Origin of the sequence: Shewanella phaeophyticola (assembly GCF_025398315.1) — a bacterium.
GTDB classification, from domain to species: domain Bacteria; phylum Pseudomonadota; class Gammaproteobacteria; order Enterobacterales; family Shewanellaceae; genus Shewanella; species Shewanella phaeophyticola.
Genome location: NZ_JAODOQ010000001.1, coordinates 3,885,795 through 3,909,543 on the forward strand (window position 1 = coordinate 3,885,795; position 23,749 = coordinate 3,909,543).

Sequence of the window (23,749 nt, forward strand, 5' to 3'; positions counted from 1 at the left end):
TTCGAGCGTTAATAAAGGAACAGTTATGTCTGAAATGACTCCACGCGAGATTGTTCACGAACTAGACTCGCATATTATCGGCCAAAAAAATGCCAAACGCTCAGTCGCCGTCGCCCTGCGTAATCGCTGGCGCCGTATGCAGCTTGAGCCGTCATTACGTCACGAAGTCACCCCTAAAAATATTTTAATGATTGGCCCAACTGGTGTCGGTAAAACCGAAATCGCCCGTCGTTTAGCCAAACTAGCTAACGCGCCATTTATTAAAGTCGAAGCGACAAAATTTACCGAAGTGGGCTATGTTGGTAAAGAAGTAGAACAAATCATTCGTGATTTAACTGACTCAGCGGTGAAAATGACCCGCGAGCAGCAAATGAAAAAATGTCGTCATCGGGCTGAAGAAATGGCCGAAGAACGTATTTTAGACGCGCTATTGCCTAAAGCAAAAGATGATTGGGACACTGAACCAAAAGACGACTCAAACACCCGTCAAGTATTCCGCAAAAAACTGCGTGAAGGCCAATTAGACGACAAAGAAATTGAAATCGATGTAGCTGCGCCACAAATTGGCGTTGAAATCATGTCACCACCAGGCATGGAAGAAATGACCAACCAGCTACAAGGGTTATTCCAAAACCTTGGTCAAAGCACCTCAAAACGCAAAAAACTTAAGATTAAAGATGCTTATAAGCAGCTAGTTGAAGATGAAGCAGCCAAGCTGGTTAATCAAGAAGATCTTAAAGAGCAAGCCATCGAACTTGTTGAGCAAAATGGTATTGTGTTTTTAGACGAAATCGACAAAATCTGTAAGCGCGGCGAAAGCTCAGGCTCAGATGTGTCGCGTGAAGGTGTGCAACGTGATTTACTGCCATTAGTTGAAGGTTGCACTGTGACAACGAAACACGGCATGGTGAAAACCGACCATATTTTATTTATTGCCTCGGGCGCGTTCCAGATGTCAAAACCATCGGACTTAATCCCAGAGCTTCAAGGTCGTTTGCCTATTCGTGTTGAGTTAGACGCCCTTACCGCCAGTGATTTTAAGCGAATTCTTACTGAGCCACATGCATCGTTAACTGAACAGTACATCGCATTAATGGCGACAGAAGGCGTCACGATAGAATTTGCAGAGTCAGGCATTGAACGCATTGCAGAAGCCGCATGGCAAGTCAATGAGCGCACTGAAAATATTGGTGCTCGCCGTTTGCATACTGTGATGGAAAAACTGATGGAAGAAATCTCTTACGATGCGTCTGAAAAATCAGGTTCAACGTTTATCATCGATGCGCAATATGTTAACGATCACCTTGATACCTTGGTACAAGATGAAGATTTAAGCCGCTTTATTCTATAAGACTTAAGCTTAAATCTGGCTGCGTGTAGATGCACTATGTATCGACACAAACTGATGGGCATTAAACATCACAAATAGGCTTAACAACAATAGGATTAACAGCAAAGTCGCGTATGATGATAATCTGCGATTTAGCGTTAATCCTTTTTTTTATAGGTATTCCCATGACTCAATCAACGCCAACAGTTAGTGGTATTAAGCTTAAGCGCCAATCTAAGTTATTAGAAGTCACATTTGATAACGGCCAAACCTACAACATCAGCTGTGAAATGCTCCGCGTATACTCTCCATCGGCAGAAGTACAGCGTCATGGCAACCCAATATTGGTCACTCACAAGAAAGCGGTAAATATCAAAGCGCTCGAACCTGTGGGTCATTATGCGGTAAAAATCACCTTTGATGATGGTCACGATACCGGCTTGTATTCGTGGCAGGTACTATACAACTTATGCAGTAATCAAGCAGAGTTGTGGCAGCAATATTTAGCCAGGTTACGGGCAGAGAAAGGTTCACGCGAACCATTAATTGATATGAATATTAAGTATTCGTAGCAGTAGTCGCGTTAACCCTTTGCTTAACTTTACTCATCATGATCAGCGGTTGACACTCAAACGATTAATCTAGGTATTATGGTTCAATCGTAATGAGGTTTTTATGAAACAGTTAATCCCCACACCAGCATCAAAAGTTAAAGTATTGCTAGTAATAATGACCTTGGTTAGCTTAAGTGGTTGCGCTCCATTTTTTCACCGAGGACACTTAGTGCCCCCTGTAAATAAAGTTGCCACCCCAAAAATAACCGTCGTCAAACCAATAGCATATAACATCGCCAACGTTGATAACGTGCATAAAAAGGATGTCGTTATCATTCGAAAACGTTAAAAAACCCAAATAAAATGCCAGCTATTTTGCTGGCATTTGTAGTTCAACAATTAACTCGTTCAGGCTTAAACAGCTGCTTGAAAAATCACACTGTCAGCTTTCTTAGTGTAAGAGTCGATTTGATCGAAGTTCAAGTAACGGTAAGTATCAGCTGCAGTTGCATCTAATTCTTTCGCGTATTCTTGATACTCTTGTGGAGAAGGTAGACGACCTAACAAGGCTGCTACAGCCGCTAACTCAGCGGATGCTAAGTAAACGTTTGCCCCCGTACCTAAACGGTTAGGGAAGTTACGCGTTGAAGTAGAAACAACCGTTGAACCTTCAGCAACACGTGCTTGGTTACCCATACACAGAGAACAACCTGGGATCTCGATGCGAGCACCGACACGACCGAAGATTGAGTAGTAACCTTCTTCCGTTAACTGGTCGCGATCCATCTTAGTTGGAGGCGCAATCCATAAACGTGTTGGCAATGTTTTAGCAAACTTGTCTAACATCTTACCGGTTGCACGGAAGTGACCGATGTTTGTCATACAAGACCCCACGAACACTTCGTCAATCTTAGTGTCTGCAACGCTTGATAATAATACTGCATCATCAGGATCGTTTGGTGCACAAAGGATTGGCTCTTTAATGTCGTTTAAGTCGATTTCGATAATTTCAGCATATTCTGCATCTTTATCCGCTTCCATCAACTCAGGGTTAGCAATCCACTCTTGCATTGCGAGAATACGACGTTCGATGGTACGGCGATCGCCATAACCTTCACTGATCATCCACTTTAACATCACGATGTTAGAGTTTAGATACTCAATGATTGGCTCTTTGTCTAACTTAATAGTACAACCAGCAGCACTCCGCTCTGCAGATGCATCAGACAGTTCGAATGCTTGCTCAACTTTCAGTTTTTCAAGACCTTCGATTTCTAATACGCGGCCAGAGAAAGCATTAATTTTGCCTTTTTTCTCAACCGTTAACAGACCCATTTCAATCGCCTTTAACGGGATAGCATGTACTAGGTCACGTAGTGTGATACCTGGTTGCATGGTACCTTTAAAGCGAACCAAAACTGATTCTGGCATATCAAGAGGCATCACACCTGTTGCTGCAGCAAATGCTACTAGACCAGAACCGGCTGGGAATGAAATACCAATTGGGAAACGAGTATGTGAATCACCACCAGTACCTACGGTATCAGGTAGTAGCATACGGTTTAACCAAGAGTGAATAACACCATCACCTGGACGCAGTGCAACACCGCCACGGTTCATGATGAAATCAGGCAGTTTGTGGTGTGTTTCAACGTCAACTGGCTTTGGATAAGCCGCTGTGTGACAGAATGACTGCATGGTTAAATCAGCACTAAAACCTAAACAGGCTAAGTCTTTTAACTCATCGCGTGTCATTGGGCCTGTAGTATCTTGCGAGCCTACTGAGGTCATTTTAGGTTCGCAATATTGGCCAGGACGAATACCTTTCACGCCACATGCTTTACCGACCATTTTTTGTGCGAGGGTAAAGCCCTTGTCTGATGCAACAACATCTTCAGGACGAACAAATACGTCAGATGCTGGTAAACCTAAAGTTTCACGTGCGCGATCTGTTAAGCCGCGTCCAATGATCAATGGAATACGACCACCAGCACGAACTTCGTCTAACAATACGTCAGTTTTAAGCTCGAACGTAGAGATAACTTCGTCAGTACCGCCACGCTTAACTACGCCTTCATATGGATAAATGTCGATAACATCGCCCATTTCCATATTATCAACGTTTAGCTCAATCGGTAATGCGCCTGCATCTTCCATAGTGTTGAAGAAAATAGGTGCAATTTTGTTACCTAAACAGAAACCACCAGCACGCTTGTTAGGTACGTAAGGGATATCATCACCCATGAACCACAATACTGAGTTAGTTGCTGATTTACGTGAAGAACCGGTACCTACAACGTCACCAACATAAACAAGTGGATGACCTTTTTCTTTTAAGGCTTCGATCTCTTTGATTGGTTCACTTCGCCAGACACATCAGGTACGATACCGTCACGGGCGTTTTTCAACATGGCTAATGCATGTAATGGGATATCTGGACGAGACCATGCATCAGGTGCTGGAGACAGGTCATCAGTGTTGGTTTCACCCGCCACTTTAAATACAGTCAAGGTCACTTTGTCAGCAAGCTTTGGACGGTTTAGGAACCAATCCGCATTTGCCCAAGCTTCAACCACTTGTTTAGCTGACTCATTGCCAGCTTGCATTTTTTCTACCACGTCGTGGTATGCATCAAACATCAATAATGTGTTTGATAATGCTTTAACAGCCAGTGGTGCTAATGCTGGAGTTTCTAATTGAGCAATTAACGGCTCAATGTTGTAACCGCCTTGCATAGTGCCTAATAACTCAACTGCACGTTCAGCTGATAAAATAGGTGATTTTACAGTGCCTTTTGCCACTGCGTCTAAGAATGCCGCTTTCACATAGGCAGCTTCATCAACACCTGGTGGGATACGGTTTTCTAATAAGTCGAGGACAACCGCCTCTTCCCCAGCAGGAGGAGTCTCAACTAATTTTACTAATTCAGCCACTTGTTGTGCATCTAATGGCTTAGGGACAACACCCTCTGCAGCACGTTCTGCGACGTGTTTACGATATGCTTCTAGCACGGCAACATTCCTCTTTGTTTGACGCCTAACGGCGAAACTCAGCGCACATATTGTTACGCTGATAATTCCACAGGTTCGGGCTTGAAATCCGATGTTTAGTATACTACAGCTTTATAAAAGTATGAATCAGATCACACTGTTAGAAGCTTTAAATCAACTCGATTTATCCAGCTAAAAATCAATTTAACGCCTCTGGTGATAAATTAAAATTAGACAATAGTTTGAAACAGGCTAAAAAACATTTAAATACATAAACTTAAATCTAGCCTGTTGATTGAACTTTTACGTGAATAAATATCGACTTTTGAGATGAAATATTTTTTAAAAACTTGTGCATGAGTTGTATCTAAACCACAAGATCGCGATAATTAATGCCTAAATGAGGTGATTTAAGGAGCTTGTGCGGTGTCGACCCAAATTAAAGCGGTAATTTTTGATATGGATGGAATTTTGATCGATTCAGAGCCCGCCTGGCAACTTGCTGAACAAACTGTATTGAACAGCCTTGGGCTTAATTTGACTCTTGAACAAGTTGAGCAAACCACCGGACTGCGAATTGACCAAGTGGTGAGTTATTGGTATCAGCGCTTTCCTTGGCCTCATTATGACAACATGGACACCGCCAATAAGATAGTGAATGAAGTCATTGCGCAAATTAGCGCAACAGGTGAGCCAATGTTAGGCGTGATTGACTCACTAGAAGCATGCAAACGACTTGGGCTTAAAATCGGCCTAGCCACATCATCGTCATCACGAATAATTAACGCTGTGCTCGATAAGCTCGCCATTGGCCATTATTTTGAAGCACTAGAGTCAGCAGAGAACTTAGCTTATGGTAAACCACACCCTGAAGTGTATTTAAACTGCGCTAACGCGTTGGATATTGCCCCGAGTCAATGTCTCGCCATTGAAGACTCGTTTAATGGCCTTATTGCTGCCCGTGCAGCCACGATGCAAACCGTGGCTATTCCTGCGCCTCATACCGTTAACCAAGCAAAATGGGTAATAGCCCATCATCAACTCGCAGATGCAAGCCAGCTGCCTGATTTATTGCAAACAGTTAGCGCTTAAATTCAATAACCTTTGATAAAGCACAAACGGCAGCCAAGGCTGCCGTTTTCATTTGAGGCAAGTGGGTTAGAAATTTTTACCTAAAAACAGATAGAATGCAGTATCACCTTGGTTTGTAACCCCTAAACCAAGCGCCGCAGGGCCCCAATCAGTATCGGTACCTAAATATAAACTACTGGCATAAATTAAGTCATCTAAGTCCATTTCGCTGCGCTCAAACCACACATTACCGCCCTCTAGGCTGGCCCCTAAATATAAAGGTAAGTCGGTAATTAACACATCACGACCTAAGTCATATTGGTAAATAATCGCACTGAATATTTTATGCGCACCCACAAGGGTATCTTTACGGTAACCTGATAAATTTAAAAAGCCGCCTAACTCTGCTACGTGTAGGGTAAAGTTACCGTCATTTTCAGTGGTAGCAAATTCCATTTTACCCACAATAGCGTGATTACCCAGCTTTAACGCCCCTTTCCAGTCGGCTTCAAATTGCCAAGCGAGATCGTCACTAAAAGTATTATCTGAACTACTGCTACCACTATAGGACTCATCCCTTAAATAACTGACAAAAGTAAATCGATTACCGTCTGTAGGGAAGCTAATACTGTTTAAGGTGTCATAGCTAATTTTAAAGTAAGCACCCGTTGAGTGATAACTAATTGAGTCTTGTGAATTCACCTCGCTTTTGACGTGACCATTTTCACCAATAAAACCGAGCTCCATGATGCCATCAGAGTCATAGTTGTAACCTAAACCTAGCTCAAGCTGCGCAACGTTATTTTCGAGTAATAAATAACTACTGTCTTGATCAAGTACATCCCAATTTAGCATTTGGTACTGTAAACGTGCCAGGCTATAAAAAGTTTGGTCTCGATCTAACGGTTGATAAAATTCAGTCGCTACAAGCTTGCGATAACCTAATTCTATTTCATTACGCCACTCGCCACCTTTTGGGGTGAGATCAGTCATGGTAAAGGCCAAACCCAATGTAATTGCTGAGTCTAAACTAAAGTCATCTTCCCAGTTAAAACCAGCTTGGAAATAATTAGATCCCCACGACTTCGCTTTGGTAGTAATGGTTAAAATACGCCCTTGATCTACGTCTTCAAATTCAGCATCAACTCGTTCAAATTTATTTAATGCATAAACACGGTTAATGGCATCGGCTAAATCTTCTTTGGTGAGCACGTCGCCTTTTTCAATATCGAGACGCTCACGCAATAATTTTTCACTGACTTTTGATTGATTATCAAAGGCAATTTTGTAAATGGGCTTTTTAAGTGGGTCATTCCACTGCAGGCTTTGTTGTGTTTTTTCCGCTTGATAAGCCAAATAATCAGACTCTTTTATCGATAACGATTTGAGTTTTTCTAATTGAATTTTTGCGGCATCTTCGCCTAATTTGAGTGCCAGCGGCATAATCGAAAAGTCAGTGGTACTGAGCACATCAATGGCAGGACGAATAAGAATATCGCGTTCTGTTAGTAGTGTTTTTTGGCGAGCCGTGCTGGCTTGAGTCAAAATGGTTGATAGCTGCTCAAGTACAGCGACTGTACTGTCGAGCCGGTCTTGGCCGACTAAAGGTGAACCAATATCAACGGCAATAATAATGTCAGCGCCCATCGCTTTAACTACATCAACGGGCATGTTGTTGGCTATACCGCCATCAACTAACAAACGGCCATCAATAATAGCCGGTTGTAATGCACCTGGCACAGTTGCCGATGCTTGCATGGCTTGTACCACGCTACCGCTTGATAGCACAACGGCCTCACTGGTTGCTAAGTCAGTGGCAACGGCACGATAGGGAATGGCCAGATCATCAAAATCACCAAATTGCTCAACCAAATCAGTGGAATGTCTAAGTAATAACGACATACTTTGTCCGCGTAACAACCCACTTGGTGAGGTTAAACTGTTGTCGTTATAACCAACGGTCAGTGGGATATTAAACTGGTCACGTTGTTGTTTATCACGGTAACTTAAACTCTCACGCGGAATAGTATCAGAGTAGCCGTCACTCCATTCGCCGCTAAGCATGATTTTTTCAATTTGTTCTGCGTTATAACCGAGTGCATACATGCCTGCTACGTATGCACCAATACTGGTTCCGGCAACATAGTCGACAGGGATCCGGTGCTTTTCGAGTACTTTTAATACTCCAATATGCGCGGTACCTTTTGCGCCCCCACCACTGAGTACAAGCCCAATAGTCGGTCTTTCTTTCGCTATTTTAGAAGCCGCCATTGCAGGTGGTAACACCGCACTAAAGCAAAGGCAGCTTAGCAAAAACCAACTTAGTTGATTAAAGCGCAAAATTATTTGCATAAATCATTCCGCAATTAGGTAAAAACAGCGCATTCTAACAAAATTTAACCAATACCCAAACTAATTGACTCAAGCTCATTTAAGGATATTAAGTTTAACGATAGGGTTATAGATACTGTTTCATATGTTGCTCAAGTTCGGCTTTGGGCATAGGTTTAGCAAAGTAATATCCTTGAATAATATGGCAACCTCGTTTAACAACCTGGGCCAGTTGCTCGGGAGTTTCAATCCCTTCGGCTATCACCTCTAAAGATAAGTTTCGAGCCAGCTCGATGATACTGCTAACAATAGCCTGGTCTGCTTGATTTTGGTCAATATGAATCAAGAAGGAACGATCAATTTTAAGCGTATTGACTTTAAACGTGCGCAAATACGCTAGTGACGAATAGCCCGTACCAAAGTCATCAATAGCGACATCAACGCCCAGCTGTTTTAATGCTAACAAGTGTTGCGTGGCAATATCGATTTCTCGCATCAATACGCCTTCTGTGATTTCAATAGACAAGCACTTAGCTGGCATCCCTGTTCTATGTAAGGTGGCATTAATAAAATCGATAAAATCAGGTTGCCTAAAGTGCATGGTAGAGACATTGACCGACACCAAGAAATCTTGCTGATATTCTTTATACCAACGCGCACCATCAATACAGGCTTGAGTTAATACCCAGCGATCAATGTCGACGATTAATCCGCACGACTCGGCAATACCAATAAACACATCAGGACGGACCAAACCATCTGATGGGTGATGCCAACGAATTAATGCTTCTACGCCTGCTAAGCGATTATTATCAACATTGACTTGTGGCTGGTAATAAATTTCAAATTCATTGGCGGCAATAGCTTTGTGTAAGTCGGCTTCCAAACGTAAATGATATAAGGCTTCGGCATTACGCTCAGCTGAATAATATTGAAAATTACCTCGACCTTCTTCTTTAGCGTGATACATGGCCAAGTCGGCATTTTTTATCAGGGTTTCGGGAGTTTGGTCATCACCAGACCAAATACTAATGCCAATACTGGTTGAAATAAAAAACTCTCGGCCATACAACTTAAACGGCATTTCTATTTGGTTAAGTAATTGCTTTGCAATGTGATTGATAGTGTCGATATCTTTTGCATCGCGCAGCAAGATAACAAACTCATCACCACCAAAACGGCATAATAGGTGCTCATCAGACAAACAACCCTGTAACCTGCTAGCTGCTTCTACCAACAACGCATCACCCATACCATGGCCATATGAATCATTTACATGCTTAAAACGGTCTAAATCTAAAAACAGCAACGCGAGAGTTTCATCATGTTGTTTTGCCGCTTCAATAACTTGTCCTAAGCGGCGCGAAAACATCGACCGATTAGCCAGTCCCGTTAAGGTATCATTGTTGGCTAAGCGTTTAAGGTGTTGTTCACTGTGTTTACGCTCGGTAATGTCAGAAAATACCACCACATAATACAGTGACTCGGCACTGTCGTTGATCATGGTAGACACGTTCATCCAAACCGGACAACGACTGCCATCAATACAATAAAATTCGCACTCGCCAGTCCAAAAGCGTTCTTTATCAAATACATCGTCCATGTCGAAGGGTTCAGTCGACTCGGCAACTAACTCAATAAAAGGCTTACCCGCTAAATCTGCTTTGTGCGAAGCTAAAATCAAGTTTGCAGCAGCATTGCTAATTTTAATGTCTTTATTAACATTTAAAATCAACATACCCTCAGAGGTGTTTTCAAAAGCTTGAGCAAGCAAGTTGACTTCACTTTCAAGTGCGCGCTTTTTGGTAATATCGGTATACATTCCAGCTGCGTGAATAACTTTACCTGCTTGTGAATCGACTTCGACTGCACGACCGTTGATCCGTAACCAATGCCATGTACGATCTTGTGGGTGCAAATAGCGATACTCAATATCCAATACATCCGTTTGGCAACCGTAAAACTCAAGCCAAGTTTTATTAAATCGATCCATATCGGCAGGATGCAAAGGTAACTCAGCAATAGCTAAAGTAAAGGTAGGCTCTGCTCCCAATACTCCCCCTCTATTATCTAGCGATATCAGTTGGTTGCTGTCATGCCACTCCCATAAATCTGAATCACTGCCTTTAAGTGCCTGATGTAGCCTTTCATCACTTTTTTGTAGTTTCGAGTTGATGTGTTTAAAGCGATTAATTTGTTGTTGCCGATACAGTAATAGAATCGCACCAATCAACAATAAAGATATACTCAATGCGCCTTTGAACTCTTGCGACTTCCACCAATATTGTTTTACGCTAAATGGGTATTGAAACGGTTCGCTGGACTAAAACGCCGTTGCGTTTGTACAAGAGTTCTAAAACATAATCTCCTGCACTCAAACCGGTAATGTTGATTTGAGACTGACCCTGAAGCAACAGATAATTCCCAGCATTAGCACCCACTTTTGCCAGTCGATATTGCAACGTCATTGGGGTGTCGTCTAAATAATCTAGTAGGGCAATATGAAAACTAATTAGGCTGGCGCCGGGATCAACTTGGGTTAATTGGCTGGGAATTAAATACACCGCGGTAGTGTCATCATAATAAACCGATACCGATTCAAGTATGACTTTATCACTGACCGTACGAGGGGCTAATTTATCTAAATCAATCAGCATGGCGCCATCAGGGGTGCCAATAAAAAAGCCTTTTCCCGGATCATAAAATTCAGCCGCTTCATTAAATTCATCCGAAATAAAACCATCTTTGTGGCTAAATGAACTTACCTTGCCGCTGAGTTTGTTAACCTTAATCAGTGAATTAGCACAACCAATAATATGGTCTGTGGCGCTATCATGTAAAAAGTACACCACTTTACAGTCAATTTTCCACTGTTGATCAAGTGATTTAATCGCATTGGTTTGTGTATTAAGTTCAATAATGCCTTGTTGCGTGGTGCCTAACCAGAGTATATCTGGCGCAACTTGCAATAGAGAATTGACCATGGGTGTAATGGCATAATCGTTAAAGAGATTTAATTTAGAGTGATACTCACCGGTTGAGTCAACATAGCCAAAAATCTTGGCTCCAGTGACCCACAATCTATCTTCATTTTCGCGTAAAAAATCACGATACGAAGTATTTGTTAATGTTTGCTGGCCGTCATATAACTCCTCAAGCACCAGATCATCATTACCCTCTTGCCAATAATAGGCGCCTTTATTCGTGCCAAACCAGACACGTTTAGGATTTAATTTATCTCGATAAATATTAAATATGATTTTATTACTTAAGGACTCTTTACCGCCGCTCCAAGCCGCAAAATTACTGCTTTCGTTAGTGGTTTTATTGACAACGTAAAGCCCAGAAGTTGTCCCTAAAACAATATGATTGTCATTTAACGATCCAAGTGAATAAATACTGTCACTGATCTTGAATCCTGGGGGAATAATGGTGACCGATGCTTCATCAGTTGTACGGTCAATGGCGGATAAGCTGCCGTCAGTACCAAGCCATATTTTTTCGTCTTCAACATAGATAGACCATGTCATTTCATTTTTGAGTTGGTAAGATGACTTTTTAGAATAGCTTTCAAGCAAAAATGACGGTGTGCCAGCAATAACAGCTAAGCCATCACCCGAACCGCCAACCCACAACAGCCCATCGGTGTCGACTGCAATGTCATGTATATAGTCAATATTAGCCCGCTGCTTTAATTCATCGGGGTACAATGTAAATGTGTTACTTTTTTGCTCCCAAAAGATTAAACCGCTGCGACTCGATATCCATAAATCGCCATTAAGATCTTCGGCCATTTGATCGACGTAATAAGGTATCTCGGGCACAACTTGAACAGTCAACGACTCAGGGTTAGCTTGGTATAATCCTTTCGATGTAAGTAACCAAATTCGCTGCTGCTTATCTTGAAATATTTTTCTAATTGAACCATTTTTATGTGCCCAAGGAAAATGGCCAATAAACGTGCCGTCAGTTTGGTGAATTTGCAGTTCATCTCGGGTAGAGAAAAGGTACCGGCCATCTTGTAACTGCAGTACATTTTTCCAGTTTAAATCGGGGTTTAATTGATGCTTTATTGAGAGTCTTAATGACTTGGTGTCATCGTCAAAGTAATAAACCTTGCCTGAATCACCTAATAGCAGTAATTGATTATCTAATTGACGTTGGTAGGCAACCACCCGAATGCTTTTATTGATATTAGTAATATCATCGCCTTTGGGCTTGAGCAGTAAGCTAAATTGATTGTCGAGAATGCTGTATAAATACAGTGAAGATTGGGTGCCAATTAATAAATGGTCAGGCTCTGAGTTAATTACCGAGGTAGTCAGTTCATCATCTAATACTGAGTCAAAGCCTACCTTATCAATACGTCTTACTTTGCTGTTGCTAACCCGGTAAAGGCCTTCTTGAGTTGCTAGCCACACATAACCATAACGATCAAAACTGATATCTTGAATTCGTGCATTAGCTAAACCATCTTTAGCATTAAAAACCCGCTGAACAATATCTGCTCCGTGGACAGGGACGACAGTAAGGAGAAAACATATCCAACAACTTAGGCATAACAACACCGCTCTGATCATAAACTCAGTCAATTCCTCTAATAACACTCATAGGTAAATACCCTAAATAACACCCAACCAGCTCAAAAAATATTGAGATAAACACCATGGGTGCCAACAATTAAGTTACATCATATTTTTATATATATCTTATTGTTTTAACATTATTACCTTAGCAAAGTCACATGTTTATTTAAGGTATTCAACTCAAACTATGCCTTTGACAATACACCAAAAGCACTCGTTTTATATCGTCAGGCGTACGATATTTAAGTAAATCATAATATTCATTGAGTTACACCTCGATAGATAGCACTATTTGTTATGTATTAACGTTAAATTAAAATCAGAACATTTTTTATTAGCATCTATTTCACTTTCCTACCTATCCTACTTTGGCCGCGACCCAAACAGGTAATGAGATTAAGCCTAGACTAGATCCCCAAAAAAAGCCAAAAAAAAGCACCCCTTTATGGAGTGCTTTAATCATTAATCATAACGCGATATTACTTCTTTTTCTTAACCGCTTTAGGGTTAGGTAAGTCAGTAATTGAACCTTCGTACATTTCAGCAGCTAAACCTACTGACTCATGTAAGGTTGGGTGAGCATGAATGGTTAATGCTAAATCTTCGGCATCACAACCCATTTCAATCGCTAGGCCGATTTCGCCTAATAGCTCACCACCGTTAACGCCAACAATAGCACCACCAATAACGCGGTGAGTGTCTTTGTCGAAAATTAACTTAGTCATACCTTCACTACAATCTGAAGCGATTGCACGGCCACTTGCAGCCCATGGGAAAGTCGCAGTTTCGTAAGCAACACCTTGTTCTTTTGCTTCTTTCTCAGTTAAACCAACCCATGCGACTTCTGGGTCAGTATAAGCAATTGAAGGGATCACTTTAGGGTCGAAGTAATGCTTCATACCCGCAATCACTTCTGCTGCTACGTGGCCTTCATGCACACCTTTGTGTGCCAACATTGGTTGACCAACGATGTCACCGATAGCATAGATGTGTGGCACGTTAGTGCGTAATTGCTTGTCGACATGGATAAAGCCACGCTCATCAACATTAACACCTGCTTTTTCAGCCGCAATGAGCTTGCCATTGGGTGTACGACCAATGGCCACTAATACTGCATCGTAACGGACTGGCTCAGCTGGTGCGCTTTTGCCTTCCATCGACACGTAGATGCCATCTTCTTTGGCTTCAACTGCAGTCACTTTAGTTTCAAGAATTAGGTTAAACTTCTTCTTGATTTGCTTAGTGAATACACGAACGATATCTTTGTCAGCTGCTGGAATAACTTGGTCAAACATTTCAACCACGTCAATTTCACTGCCTAGTGACGAGTACACAGTACCCATTTCTAAGCCAATGATACCACCGCCCATCACCAATAATTTACCAGGCACTTCTTTCAATTCTAGTGCGTCAGTCGAATCCCAAATACGTGGGTCTTCATGTGGAATAAAGGGTAATTCAATTGGACGTGAACCCGCAGCAATAATAGCTTGCTCAAACTGAACCACAGTCACAGTACCATCAGCAGCAGTCACTTCAAGCGTGTTAGAGCCAGTAAACTTACCAAAGCCATTAACCACGTTAACTTTACGCATTTTAGACATTCCGCCTAATCCGCCTGTTAACTGGCCAACCACTTTTTCTTTAAATCCACGTAATTTTTCTAAATCGATTGTTGGCTCACCAAATACGACACCGTGACTTGCAGCTGCTTTAGCTTCTTCAATCACTTTAGCAATGTGTAGTAATGCTTTAGATGGGATACAACCTACGTTCAAACATACACCACCAAGGGTGCTAAAACGTTCAACGATAATGGTATCTAAACCTAAATCAGCGGCACGGAATGCTGCTGAATAGCCTGCATAGCCAGATCCTAATACAACTACCTGAGTGTTAATTTCGTTACTCATGTTTTCCTCTATTCTTTTGCATATGTTGGCGGACAAAACCGATTCAACAATCCATGTAGCCAGATTGTGATAGCTGTCAGCATTTTACCCTTTGTTTGATGACAATCACAATCAAACATTGGTGATAATCATCAACATAAAAAAGGCCACTCGATATGAGCGACTCTATTTGTTTACAAAATCATGGTACGGATGTCAGATAAGATAGCTGACAAGGTCACACTGAAGCGTGCGGCCATCGCACCATCAATCACACGATGGTCGTATGAAAGCGACAGTGGTAGCATTAATTTAGGTTCAAATTCTTTACCATTCCACTTAGGCTTAATTTCAGATTTTGACACACCTAAAATGGCCACGTCAGGGTAGTTAACAATCGGCGTAAATGCCGTACCGCCAATACCACCTAAACTTGAAATAGTAAAACAGCTGCCTTGCATGTCGGCAGACTTAAGCTTGCCATCACGAGCACGGATAGAAATATCGGTTAACTCACGAGACAACTCAACAATGCCTTTCTTATCAACATCACGTACAACCGGAACCATTAGGCCGTTTGGTGTATCAACTGCAACACCAATATGGAAGTATTTCTTCTGGATAAGTGATTCGCCATCAGCACTTAAGCTTGAGTTAAACACTGGGAAATCTGCCAATGTTTTCGCAACGGCTTTCATCATAAACACAAGTGGAGTGATTTTATAATCTGCTTTTTTCTTCGCAGCAATATCATTCTGTTGCTTACGGAATGCTTCCAACTCAGTGATATCAGCTTCATCAAACTGAGTCACGTGTGGAATGGTCACCCAGTTGCGGTGCAAGTTAGGATCAGATATTTTCTGGATACGGCTTAATGGTACTTCTTCCACTTCACCAAACTTACTGAAATCAACTTTAGGCGCAGCAATTACATTTAAGCCACCCGCACCACCAGCAACGCTGGTTGCTGCAGAAGCTTTAGGGCGTGACAACTCGTACTTAACAAACGCTTGCACGTCTTCTTTTAAAATACGACCTTTACGACCACTACCTGTAACCTTAGTTAAATCGACACCAAACTCACGTGCTAAACGACGTACTGCCGGTGATGCATGCACAGCACCTGTAGACGTTGGCGCTGCAGCACTTGGGTGATGCGGCACAGGCGGACGGCTTGTAGCCATTGGTGCTGGCGCTGCAGGAGCAGTTGGCGCAGGCGCTTGTGCAGGTGCAGGTGCAGGTGCAGCTTGTGCCACAGGTGCTGAGCTTGTGGTTTCAATGGTGGCAATTAAGCTACCTTGAGACACTTTATCGCCCACTTTAACAGTCAGCGACACAAGTTTCCCAGCAAACGGCGCAGGTACTTCCATGGTTGCTTTGTCAGTTTCAAGGGTAATTAAACCTTGATCTAAAGTGATTTCATCACCCACTGACACTAATACTTCAATGATATCCACATCGGCGGCATCACCAATATCGGGTACGTGAACTTCTTGTACCTGAGTAGTGCTTGCTGCAGGAGCGGCTTGCTCAGCTGGAGCGACTTGAGTTTGCGGTGCAGCAGGTGCTGACCCAGCCACTTCTAATAAAATCACCAATGAACCTTCAGAAACTTTGTCGCCCAAGGCCACTTTAACTTCTTTAACCACACCGGCTTTAGGTGATGGTACGTCCATGGTTGCTTTGTCTGTTTCAAGGGTAATTAACCCAGTATCCACATCAATGCTATCGCCAACTGCCACTAATACTTCAATGATAGAAACATCAGTATCACCGCCAATATCAGGCACTTTCACTTCGATAACTTCAGAGCCACCAGCAGGCGCAGCAACTGGGGCTACTGATGCAGGTGCAGCAGCTTGTGCCACTGGTGCTTCAGCTTTAGGTGCTGGAGCCGCTTTTGCTGGTGCTGGTGCAGCATCAGCTGCACTCATCATTGCAATTAACGTTCCTTCAGACACTGTATCGCCTACTGCGATTTTCAGTTCTGCTAACGTACCAGCAAAAGGCGCTGGAATGTCCATGGTCGCTTTATCGCTTTCAACGGTAATGATTGATGCTTCTTTTTCAAGAAAATCACCCACTGCGGCACAAATTTCAATAACTTGTACAGCGTCAGTGTCGATATTAGGAACCAAAACTTCCTTTAAATCAGCCATTTTGTATCCCCTTACGCGAACTGTGGGTTGATCTTGTCAGCGTCAATGCCGTATTCAGCGATGGTTTTAATTAACACATCAACAGGCATTTCATTACGCTCAACAAGTGACTTCAGTGCTGCAACAACAATAAACTTGGCGTCAACTTCAAAGTGATGACGTAAGTTTGCACGGCTGTCACTACGACCAAAACCATCAGTACCCAGTACTTTATAATCTGTTGGTACGTAAGCACGTAATTGCTCGCCGTATATCTTCATGTAGTCAGTGGCGACAATGGCTGGAGCATCAGCAGATAATACTTGGCTAATATAGGCTTGCTTAGGCTGTTCACTTGGGTGCAGCATGTTCCAACGCTCCGCAGCTTGGCCGTCACGAGTTAACTCGTTAAAGCTGGTTACGCTGAATACATCTGAACTCACACCAAAGTCTTTCGCTAATGCTTGAGCCGCTTTACGCACTTCTTCTAAAATGGTGCCACAACCCATTAGCTGTACTTTACCTTTACCACTACCGGCAACAGATTCCAGCTTGTAAATACCTTTTACGATACCTTCTTCGGCACCGGCTGGCATTTCTGGCTGAACGTAGTTTTCGTTCATGGTCGTTAAGTAGTAGAAAACATCTTCCTGGTTTTCGCCATACATGCGACGAACACCATCCTGTACTACTACGGCAATTTCATAACCGTATGTTGGGTCGTAAGAGATACAGTTAGGGATAGTGTTAGCCAAAATGTGGCTGTGACCGTCTTGATGCTGTAAACCTTCGCCGTTCAATGTTGTACGACCTGAAGTACCACCCACTAAGAAACCACGTGCGCGCATGTCGCCTGCAGCCCATGCCATGTCACCAATACGTTGGAAACCGAACATTGAGTAGTAGATGTAAAATGGAATCGTTGGCATGTCGTTTACTGAGTAGCTGGTTGCAGCTGATACCCAAGATGACATTGCGCCTAATTCGTTAATACCTTCTTGTAAAACCTGACCGGTTTTATCTTCACGGTAGTACGCCACTTGATCTGAATCTTGTGGAACATATTTTTGGCCTTCGTGAGCGTAAATACCCACTTGACGGAATAAGCCTTCCATACCAAAAGTACGTGCTTCGTCAGGAATAATTGGCACTACGCGCTTGCCAATGCCTTTGTCTTTTAACAACGCAGTTAATACGCGAACAAATGCCATAGTTGACGAGATTTCACGACCGTTAGAGCCTTTTAAAATCGAATCAAAAATCTTTAATGAAGGCACTTCAAGTTCTTCGGTAAACTTCTCACGACGTTGTGGCAAGTAACCTAATAACGCTTCACGACGACTCTTTAAGTATTTCACTTCTTCAGAGTCTGGTACTGGATGGTAGAAAGGCAAATCTTCTAACTTGTCATCAGGGATCGGAATATTAAAACGGTCACGGAAGTGACGAATAGCATCAACGCCCATTTTCTTCACGTTATGCGCGATGTTTTTACCTTCGCCCGCATCACCTAAACCATAACCTTTAACCGTTTTAGCTAAAATAACCGTAGGACGGCCTTTGGTTTTTTGTGCATGCTCAAGTGCGGCATAAACTTTAACAGGGTCATGACCACCACGGTTTAAACGCCAAATGTCATCGTCTGACATGTTAGCAACCATTTCTGCGGTTTCTGGGTACTTACCAAAGAAGTGCTCACGAGTCCAAGCGCCACCTTTGGCTTTACAGTTTTGGTATTCACCGTCTACGGTTTCTTCCATTAACTGCAACAATTTACCGCTGGTGTCACGAGCCAATAATGGATCCCAGTAACGACCCCAAATCACTTTAACCACTTCCCAGCCAGCGCCGCGGAATTCGCCTTCAAGTTCTTGGATAATTTTGCCGTTACCACGTACAGTAGCCATCAAGACGCTGCAAGTTACAGTTAACGATAAACACTAAGTTATCTAACTCTTCGCGGGCAGCTAAACCAATTGCACCTAATGCTTCTGGCTCATCACACTCACCGTCACCTAAGAAACAGTAAACCGTTTGCTTAGAGCAATCTTTTAAACCACGGTCAGTTAAATATTTTAAATAACGTGCTTGGTAAATCGCTTGAATAGGACCTAGACCCATCGATACCGTCGGGAACTGCCAGTAGCTAGGCATTAACTTAGGGTGTGGGTACGAAGATAAGCCTTTGCCGTCTACTTCTTGACGGAAGTTAGCCATTTGCTCTTCAGTAATACGGCCTTCAAGGAATGAACGCGCATAAATACCAGGTGCAATATGACCTTGGAAATACACTAGGTCGCCACCGTCTTGTTCATTCGGTGCACGGAAAAAGTGGTTAAAGCACACATCATAAATCGTCGCACTAGACGCAAAACTTGAAATATGACCACCAAGCTCTAAATCTTTCTTAGAACCACGTAACACCATTGCTAATGCATTCCAACGAATAATGGCGCGTATACGACGCTCCATTTCTTGGTTGCCTGGCATGTTTGGCTCTTGGCCAGCAGGAATAGTATTTAAATACGCAGTAGTCGCGTTGTACGGTAAGTGAGTACCGTTACGACGTGCTTTGTCGATAAGTTTTTCGAGTAAATAGTGTGCACGTTCAGGCACCTCTTGCTCTAATACAGCTTGCAGAGCATCAACCCACTCTTGGGTTTCTGATGGGTCTAAATCTTGAAGCATATCTTCAGACATCTCGCAGTCCTTCTTTATATACGGAGTTATATTTCGGCATTCGTTGTTGCTTGTTGACACAACAACTCAGTTACACGCCGCTCTTTAAACGGCGCAAACTACGTTGCAACCGACTGTCTTCTTCTCTCACTGACAACATGACTTCTTCGATGTAGCTTAAATGCTCGTTCGAAGCAGCACGTGCAGCCTCTGGGTCCCGGCGCACAATCGCAGCAAGCAATGCTCTTCTGTGATTATTTGCCTTTGCGGAAGTTTCTTCGCGTCTGCTCAAAAGTTCCAAATTTTTTGCTACATTTTTATGCAGCACTGGGGTTAAACTTAATACTAGATGAAGCATGGCAACATTGTGTGACGCTTCTGCAATCGCACGATAAAAACGCACTATCGCATCGGCTTTAGTGTCAATATTGTTTGCCGACTCTACTTCAGCAATACGTTTGTTGATGTTTTTCATATCCGCATCGGTGCCGCGCAGCGCAGCAAAATACGCCATCATGCCTTCTGTGGCGTGACGAAACTCCAGTAAGTCGTACTGACTTTCAGAGTCGTTATGCATTAATTCAACAATGGGATCGGCAAGACTTTGCCAGAGTTGTTCTTTTACGTAGGTGCCACCGCCTTGACGACGCATGAGCAACCCTTTTGCTTCTAATTTTTGAATAGCTTCGCGCAATGAAGGACGAGACACTTCAAATTGCACGGCAAGTTCACGCTCGGGAGGCAGTTTCTGACCCGGCTGTAAACTACCTTCTAGGATCATGCGCTCTAACTGCTCCATGATCACATCGGATATTTTTGGCTGGTTAATCTTACTATAAGCCATCTGGCGCCCTGCTCCCTAAACAAGCAATTGTCAATTGGTCTTACCAATTAATATGAGAGAGCGCACTTTATCAAATCATACAGGCCATGTCTAGTTATCAGCTTATTGACATTGTCACAAAAGTTTGTTTAAAACGCTCAATCCCCGAGCATAACTGATATTTGTATAAAAGGGGTCAGACCATTTAATGTCATTGTTAATTAGTCTAACCAATTTTAACGTGTATATTCTCCGTTTGTCTGCCCAAAATCGTTATCAGTTAACAGACCCTAGATTAGCTGACAAATCCAAAAATGGTTAATAGTGACACTAACGTTAATAGCAAAATAAAGTTACGTTTACTTAATGCCAGCAACGCTAAAGTCGACTGTAAACTAATCGGTGCATTACCTGCTTCAGGCAACGACTCTGCAGCAACAGCAGTTTCGGTCACAATGGTTTTAGCATCACACCTTAACCGTAAGGCATATTGGCGCCACGCACCTAATCCGCTGCTAAATTGGCCACTTAACACATACCCAAAACTAAATAATCGGCTAGGTAACCAATCAAGTAACATTTGTAAATAACTCACTAGCGGCATGTCTTTGTTGTGCTTAATATTAAAGTCACTGTAAAAGCGCATGCTACAATATAGTACTGCGCCTACTGGCCTAAAAAAATCAAAAATAACGCAACCGCACCATAATAACGGTAATTAATCCACGCCACTGTTTGACCGACTTTATGGCCTAAATCTTGTTCATCTATAACATCAAGGCATTCTGTACAATCAAGCTGCCCTGCATATCGATAGCAAGCCTGCACGTCACCACGACAAGCAGCCTGAATATATTGTTTAAACAGTACTCGCAAGCGTTGATGACTAAAGCACACTATCGATATCAATAACCAAAACAGCAAACTGAGTAAATCAAAGAAAATACCGTGCAATAAATGGCTAATCAAAAACACCACCAATGCTGGCAAAATTAACGCCATTGCAACGCCAAACTCAGTTTCTAACGATTCATCGTCCCAAAATTGCTTGTGGTAAGCTTGCATCAAATGATCAAACTGCCAGCTACTGGGCAGTAATTTTAAGCGCTCAACTAAAATTGCGACCAATAATGAAAATAACGCCATAAATATCCCTTTTACCTGTGCTATATCTTAAAAGTGTTCAACAGTCGGTGATAACGGTATCAAGCGGTTGCAGCAACAATAGCTTGTTTATAGCGCGTCCAATCAAAGCTGTCACCAGGATCGGTTTTGCGTCCAGGAGCAATATCACAATGCCCCACAATATTGGGTAACTTAATCATAGGATAGTGCGCCATTAACGCCAAAGTTAACAGTGTTAATTGTTGATATTGCGCATCGGTATAACCACTGGTGTCGGAGCCTTCCATTTCAATGCCAATGGCAAAATCGTTACACCCAGTACGTGAGTTAAAACTTGATACGCCGGCATGCCAAGCCCTATCATCACAACTGACATACTGCACCACTTCGCCATCGCGGCGAATTAAAAAATGTGCCGATACCTGCAACCCCGCAAGCTCGGCAAAACTGTCATCAGCTTCAATATCTAAGCAGCCTTGAAACAACTCATCGATGTGCGGTAAACCAAAGCAACCTGCAGGCAAACTAATATTGTGGATAACCAACAAACTGACCTCGCCATCAGGCCGTTGATTAAAATGTGGCGATATACACTGACGCGCGCCACTCAACCAACCATTTACCAATAATCCAATAGCCATAACAACCTTTACTCAATATCAATACAGTAAATTTAACAGTTATAAACCTGAATACCAATGTTAAAAATTGCTCATTAGTGAGTGTCAGTCCCTCGTTTAAATATGGTAATCTTGTACAAATGCTTTTTGGTAAACGACCACGCTATTTATCGCGAGTCGTTTTACCCTATCACGCTCTTTAGCAAGGACTTTGCTTATGTTAGAAAATGACATCCGCCACGCCGTAAAAACAGCACTCAACGAAGACTTAGGCTACAGTACTCATAACAGCATCGAAGATATGCTCACGGCAGACATTACTGCACAACTCATTCCTGCTGACAAACACGTTTCAGGCAGCTTAATCACCCGCGAAGATGGCGTATTTTGTGGTAAAGCTTGAAGCCGAGCAAGTGTTTAACCAACTCGGTGGTGACGTAGTACTGCATTGGCATGTAGACGACGGCGACTTAGTGGTGCCTAATCAAGTATTGTGTGAGTTATCTGGCTCTGCTCGCGCCATTTTAACTGGCGAACGTACTGCCATGAACTTCATTCAAACCTTGTCTGGCGTGGCTAGCCTCACCAAACACTATGTCGACAAACTCTCTGGCACTCATACCCGCTTACTCGACACCCGCAAAACCATTCCGGGTTTACGTACCGCACAAAAATATGCGGTAACTTGTGGCGGCGGTAAAAACCATCGTATTGGGTTATTTGATGCCTTTCTTATTAAAGAAAACCACATCATGGCTTGCGGCGGCATTTCACAAGCCATTAGCGCTGCCCGTGCATTAGATAATACTAAGCCTGTTGAAGTAGAGGTCGAATCATTAGACGAGCTCACTCAAGCGCTCGACGGTGGTGCTGACATTATCATGCTCGATAATTTCGACGTCACCATGATGGTCGATGCGGTGAGTCTCAATAACCGTTATAAAGATCAAGGTAAAGGCGCCAAACTCGAAGTGTCAGGTAACGTGACCCTTGACACCCTAGCCACATTTGCCCAAACCGGCGTTGACTATATTTCTGTCGGCGCACTCACCAAACATGTTAAAGCGCTCGACTTGTCACTTCGCTTAAAAGCCTAACCATTAAAACCACTGGGGGCGAGGTCGTCATAAGCGTACTCGCCCCTTGTCACTTGTCACTTGTCACTTGTCACTTGTCACTTGTCACTTGTCACTTGTCACTTGTCACTTGTCACTTGTCACTTGTCACTTGTCACTTGTCACTTGTCACTTGTCACGCACCACAATATCTTACATAACATTCCATTCAGACATAAAAAAACGCCATTAAAAACCGCCAACAAACCGACATTGTTATCATTTTGTCAAAAAAAGTATTACCGCTACCTCGCATGTCAAAAAAAATTACCGTATAATGTCCTGAAAATGTGAAATCGGAGCATTTTTAGACATTTATTTTATATTTGTACAATAAGGCTATTCCATTTTGTAACAAATTATACTAACGTTTATCGTAGGCGAGTTGGCCTTTCGGCCATGTACAGTCAGCGCTATAGTGTAAATAAGTGCAAAGCTGTTAACATTCAGTCTACATTTGTGATGGTCTATAATAGACTAATTAATCAAATGTGC

At 42.7% G+C, this 23,749-nt stretch carries 10 protein-coding genes and 4 pseudogenes; 4 read left to right on the plus strand and 10 right to left on the minus strand.

The window, feature by feature from the left end; all coding sequences use genetic code 11:
* Positions 1 to 25: 25 nt before the first annotated feature.
* Both hslU and N4T56_RS18005 read left to right on the plus strand, forming a co-directional pair.
* Positions 26 to 1,351: an HslU--HslV peptidase ATPase subunit gene (gene hslU, locus N4T56_RS18000; RefSeq protein ID WP_261734199.1), complete on the plus strand. Its 1,326-nt coding sequence runs from the start codon at positions 26 to 28 to the stop codon at positions 1,349 to 1,351.
* Positions 1,352 to 1,515: 164 nt separating this feature from the next.
* On the plus strand, positions 1,516 to 1,902 hold the full coding sequence (locus N4T56_RS18005; RefSeq protein WP_261734200.1) for a DUF971 domain-containing protein: 387 nt from the start codon (positions 1,516 to 1,518) through the stop codon (positions 1,900 to 1,902).
* A gap of 396 nt (positions 1,903 to 2,298) precedes the next feature.
* Here the strand turns inward: N4T56_RS18005 and acnB are convergent.
* Positions 2,299 to 4,895: pseudogene (gene acnB, locus N4T56_RS18010) on the minus strand (bifunctional aconitate hydratase 2/2-methylisocitrate dehydratase).
* 405 nt (positions 4,896 to 5,300) lie between these two features.
* Here acnB and hxpB point away from each other — a divergent pair.
* Positions 5,301 to 5,966 carry a hexitol phosphatase HxpB gene (gene hxpB / locus N4T56_RS18015; protein ID WP_261734201.1) on the plus strand — a complete coding sequence of 222 codons (666 nt, stop codon included), beginning with the start codon at positions 5,301 to 5,303 and terminating at the stop codon, positions 5,964 to 5,966.
* A gap of 66 nt (positions 5,967 to 6,032) precedes the next feature.
* Here hxpB and N4T56_RS18020 read toward each other — a convergent pair whose 3' ends face one another.
* The 9 genes and pseudogenes from N4T56_RS18020 to ampD all read right to left on the minus strand — a co-directional run bounded on the left by N4T56_RS18020 (position 6,033) and on the right by ampD (position 22,160).
* Positions 6,033 to 8,297, minus strand: coding sequence for a patatin-like phospholipase family protein (locus tag N4T56_RS18020; RefSeq protein ID WP_261734202.1), 2,265 nt, complete (start codon positions 8,295 to 8,297; stop codon positions 6,033 to 6,035).
* A 106-nt stretch (positions 8,298 to 8,403) separates the two neighbouring features.
* Positions 8,404 to 10,527, minus strand: a complete 2,124-nt coding sequence (locus N4T56_RS18025; RefSeq protein ID WP_261734203.1) for a putative bifunctional diguanylate cyclase/phosphodiesterase — start codon at positions 10,525 to 10,527, stop codon at positions 8,404 to 8,406.
* Between the two features lie 43 nt (positions 10,528 to 10,570).
* A complete protein-coding gene (locus tag N4T56_RS18030) occupies positions 10,571 to 12,883 on the minus strand; it encodes a ligand-binding sensor domain-containing protein (protein ID WP_261734204.1) in 2,313 nt (770 codons plus the stop codon).
* 458 nt (positions 12,884 to 13,341) lie between these two features.
* Positions 13,342 to 14,775 carry a dihydrolipoyl dehydrogenase gene (gene lpdA / locus N4T56_RS18035; protein ID WP_261734205.1) on the minus strand — a complete coding sequence of 478 codons (1,434 nt, stop codon included), beginning with the start codon at positions 14,773 to 14,775 and terminating at the stop codon, positions 13,342 to 13,344.
* 173 nt (positions 14,776 to 14,948) lie between these two features.
* Positions 14,949 to 16,913 carry a dihydrolipoyllysine-residue acetyltransferase gene (gene aceF, locus N4T56_RS18040; protein WP_261734206.1) on the minus strand — a complete coding sequence of 655 codons (1,965 nt, stop codon included), beginning with the start codon at positions 16,911 to 16,913 and terminating at the stop codon, positions 14,949 to 14,951.
* A gap of 11 nt (positions 16,914 to 16,924) precedes the next feature.
* A pseudogene (gene aceE, locus N4T56_RS18045) lies at positions 16,925 to 19,592 on the minus strand (pyruvate dehydrogenase (acetyl-transferring), homodimeric type).
* A gap of 70 nt (positions 19,593 to 19,662) precedes the next feature.
* Positions 19,663 to 20,415, minus strand: a complete 753-nt coding sequence (gene pdhR / locus N4T56_RS18050; protein WP_261734207.1) for a pyruvate dehydrogenase complex transcriptional repressor PdhR — start codon at positions 20,413 to 20,415, stop codon at positions 19,663 to 19,665.
* Between the two features lie 274 nt (positions 20,416 to 20,689).
* Positions 20,690 to 21,540 (minus strand): annotated as a pseudogene (gene ampE / locus N4T56_RS18055) (beta-lactamase regulator AmpE).
* A 59-nt stretch (positions 21,541 to 21,599) separates the two neighbouring features.
* Positions 21,600 to 22,160, minus strand: a complete 561-nt coding sequence (ampD, locus tag N4T56_RS18060; RefSeq protein ID WP_261734208.1) for a 1,6-anhydro-N-acetylmuramyl-L-alanine amidase AmpD — start codon at positions 22,158 to 22,160, stop codon at positions 21,600 to 21,602.
* A gap of 196 nt (positions 22,161 to 22,356) precedes the next feature.
* Here ampD and nadC point away from each other — a divergent pair.
* A pseudogene (gene nadC / locus N4T56_RS18065) lies at positions 22,357 to 23,236 on the plus strand (carboxylating nicotinate-nucleotide diphosphorylase).
* Positions 23,237 to 23,749: the final 513 nt, after the last annotated feature.

What these genes read in the sequence shown, in the direction of transcription:
- hslU (WP_261734199.1), top strand. Translation starts at nt 26, where the DNA reads ATGTCTGAAATGACTCCACGCGAGATTGTTCACGAACTAGACTCGCAT.
- N4T56_RS18005 (WP_261734200.1), top strand. Translation starts at nt 1,516, where the DNA reads ATGACTCAATCAACGCCAACAGTTAGTGGTATTAAGCTTAAGCGCCAA.
- N4T56_RS18020 (WP_261734202.1), bottom strand. Translation starts at nt 8,297, where the DNA reads ATGCAAATAATTTTGCGCTTTAATCAACTAAGTTGGTTTTTGCTAAGC.
- lpdA (WP_261734205.1), bottom strand. Translation starts at nt 14,775, where the DNA reads ATGAGTAACGAAATTAACACTCAGGTAGTTGTATTAGGATCTGGCTAT.
- aceF (WP_261734206.1), bottom strand. Translation starts at nt 16,913, where the DNA reads ATGGCTGATTTAAAGGAAGTTTTGGTTCCTAATATCGACACTGACGCT.
- pdhR (WP_261734207.1), bottom strand. Translation starts at nt 20,415, where the DNA reads ATGGCTTATAGTAAGATTAACCAGCCAAAAATATCCGATGTGATCATG.
- ampD (WP_261734208.1), bottom strand. Translation starts at nt 22,160, where the DNA reads ATGGCTATTGGATTATTGGTAAATGGTTGGTTGAGTGGCGCGCGTCAG.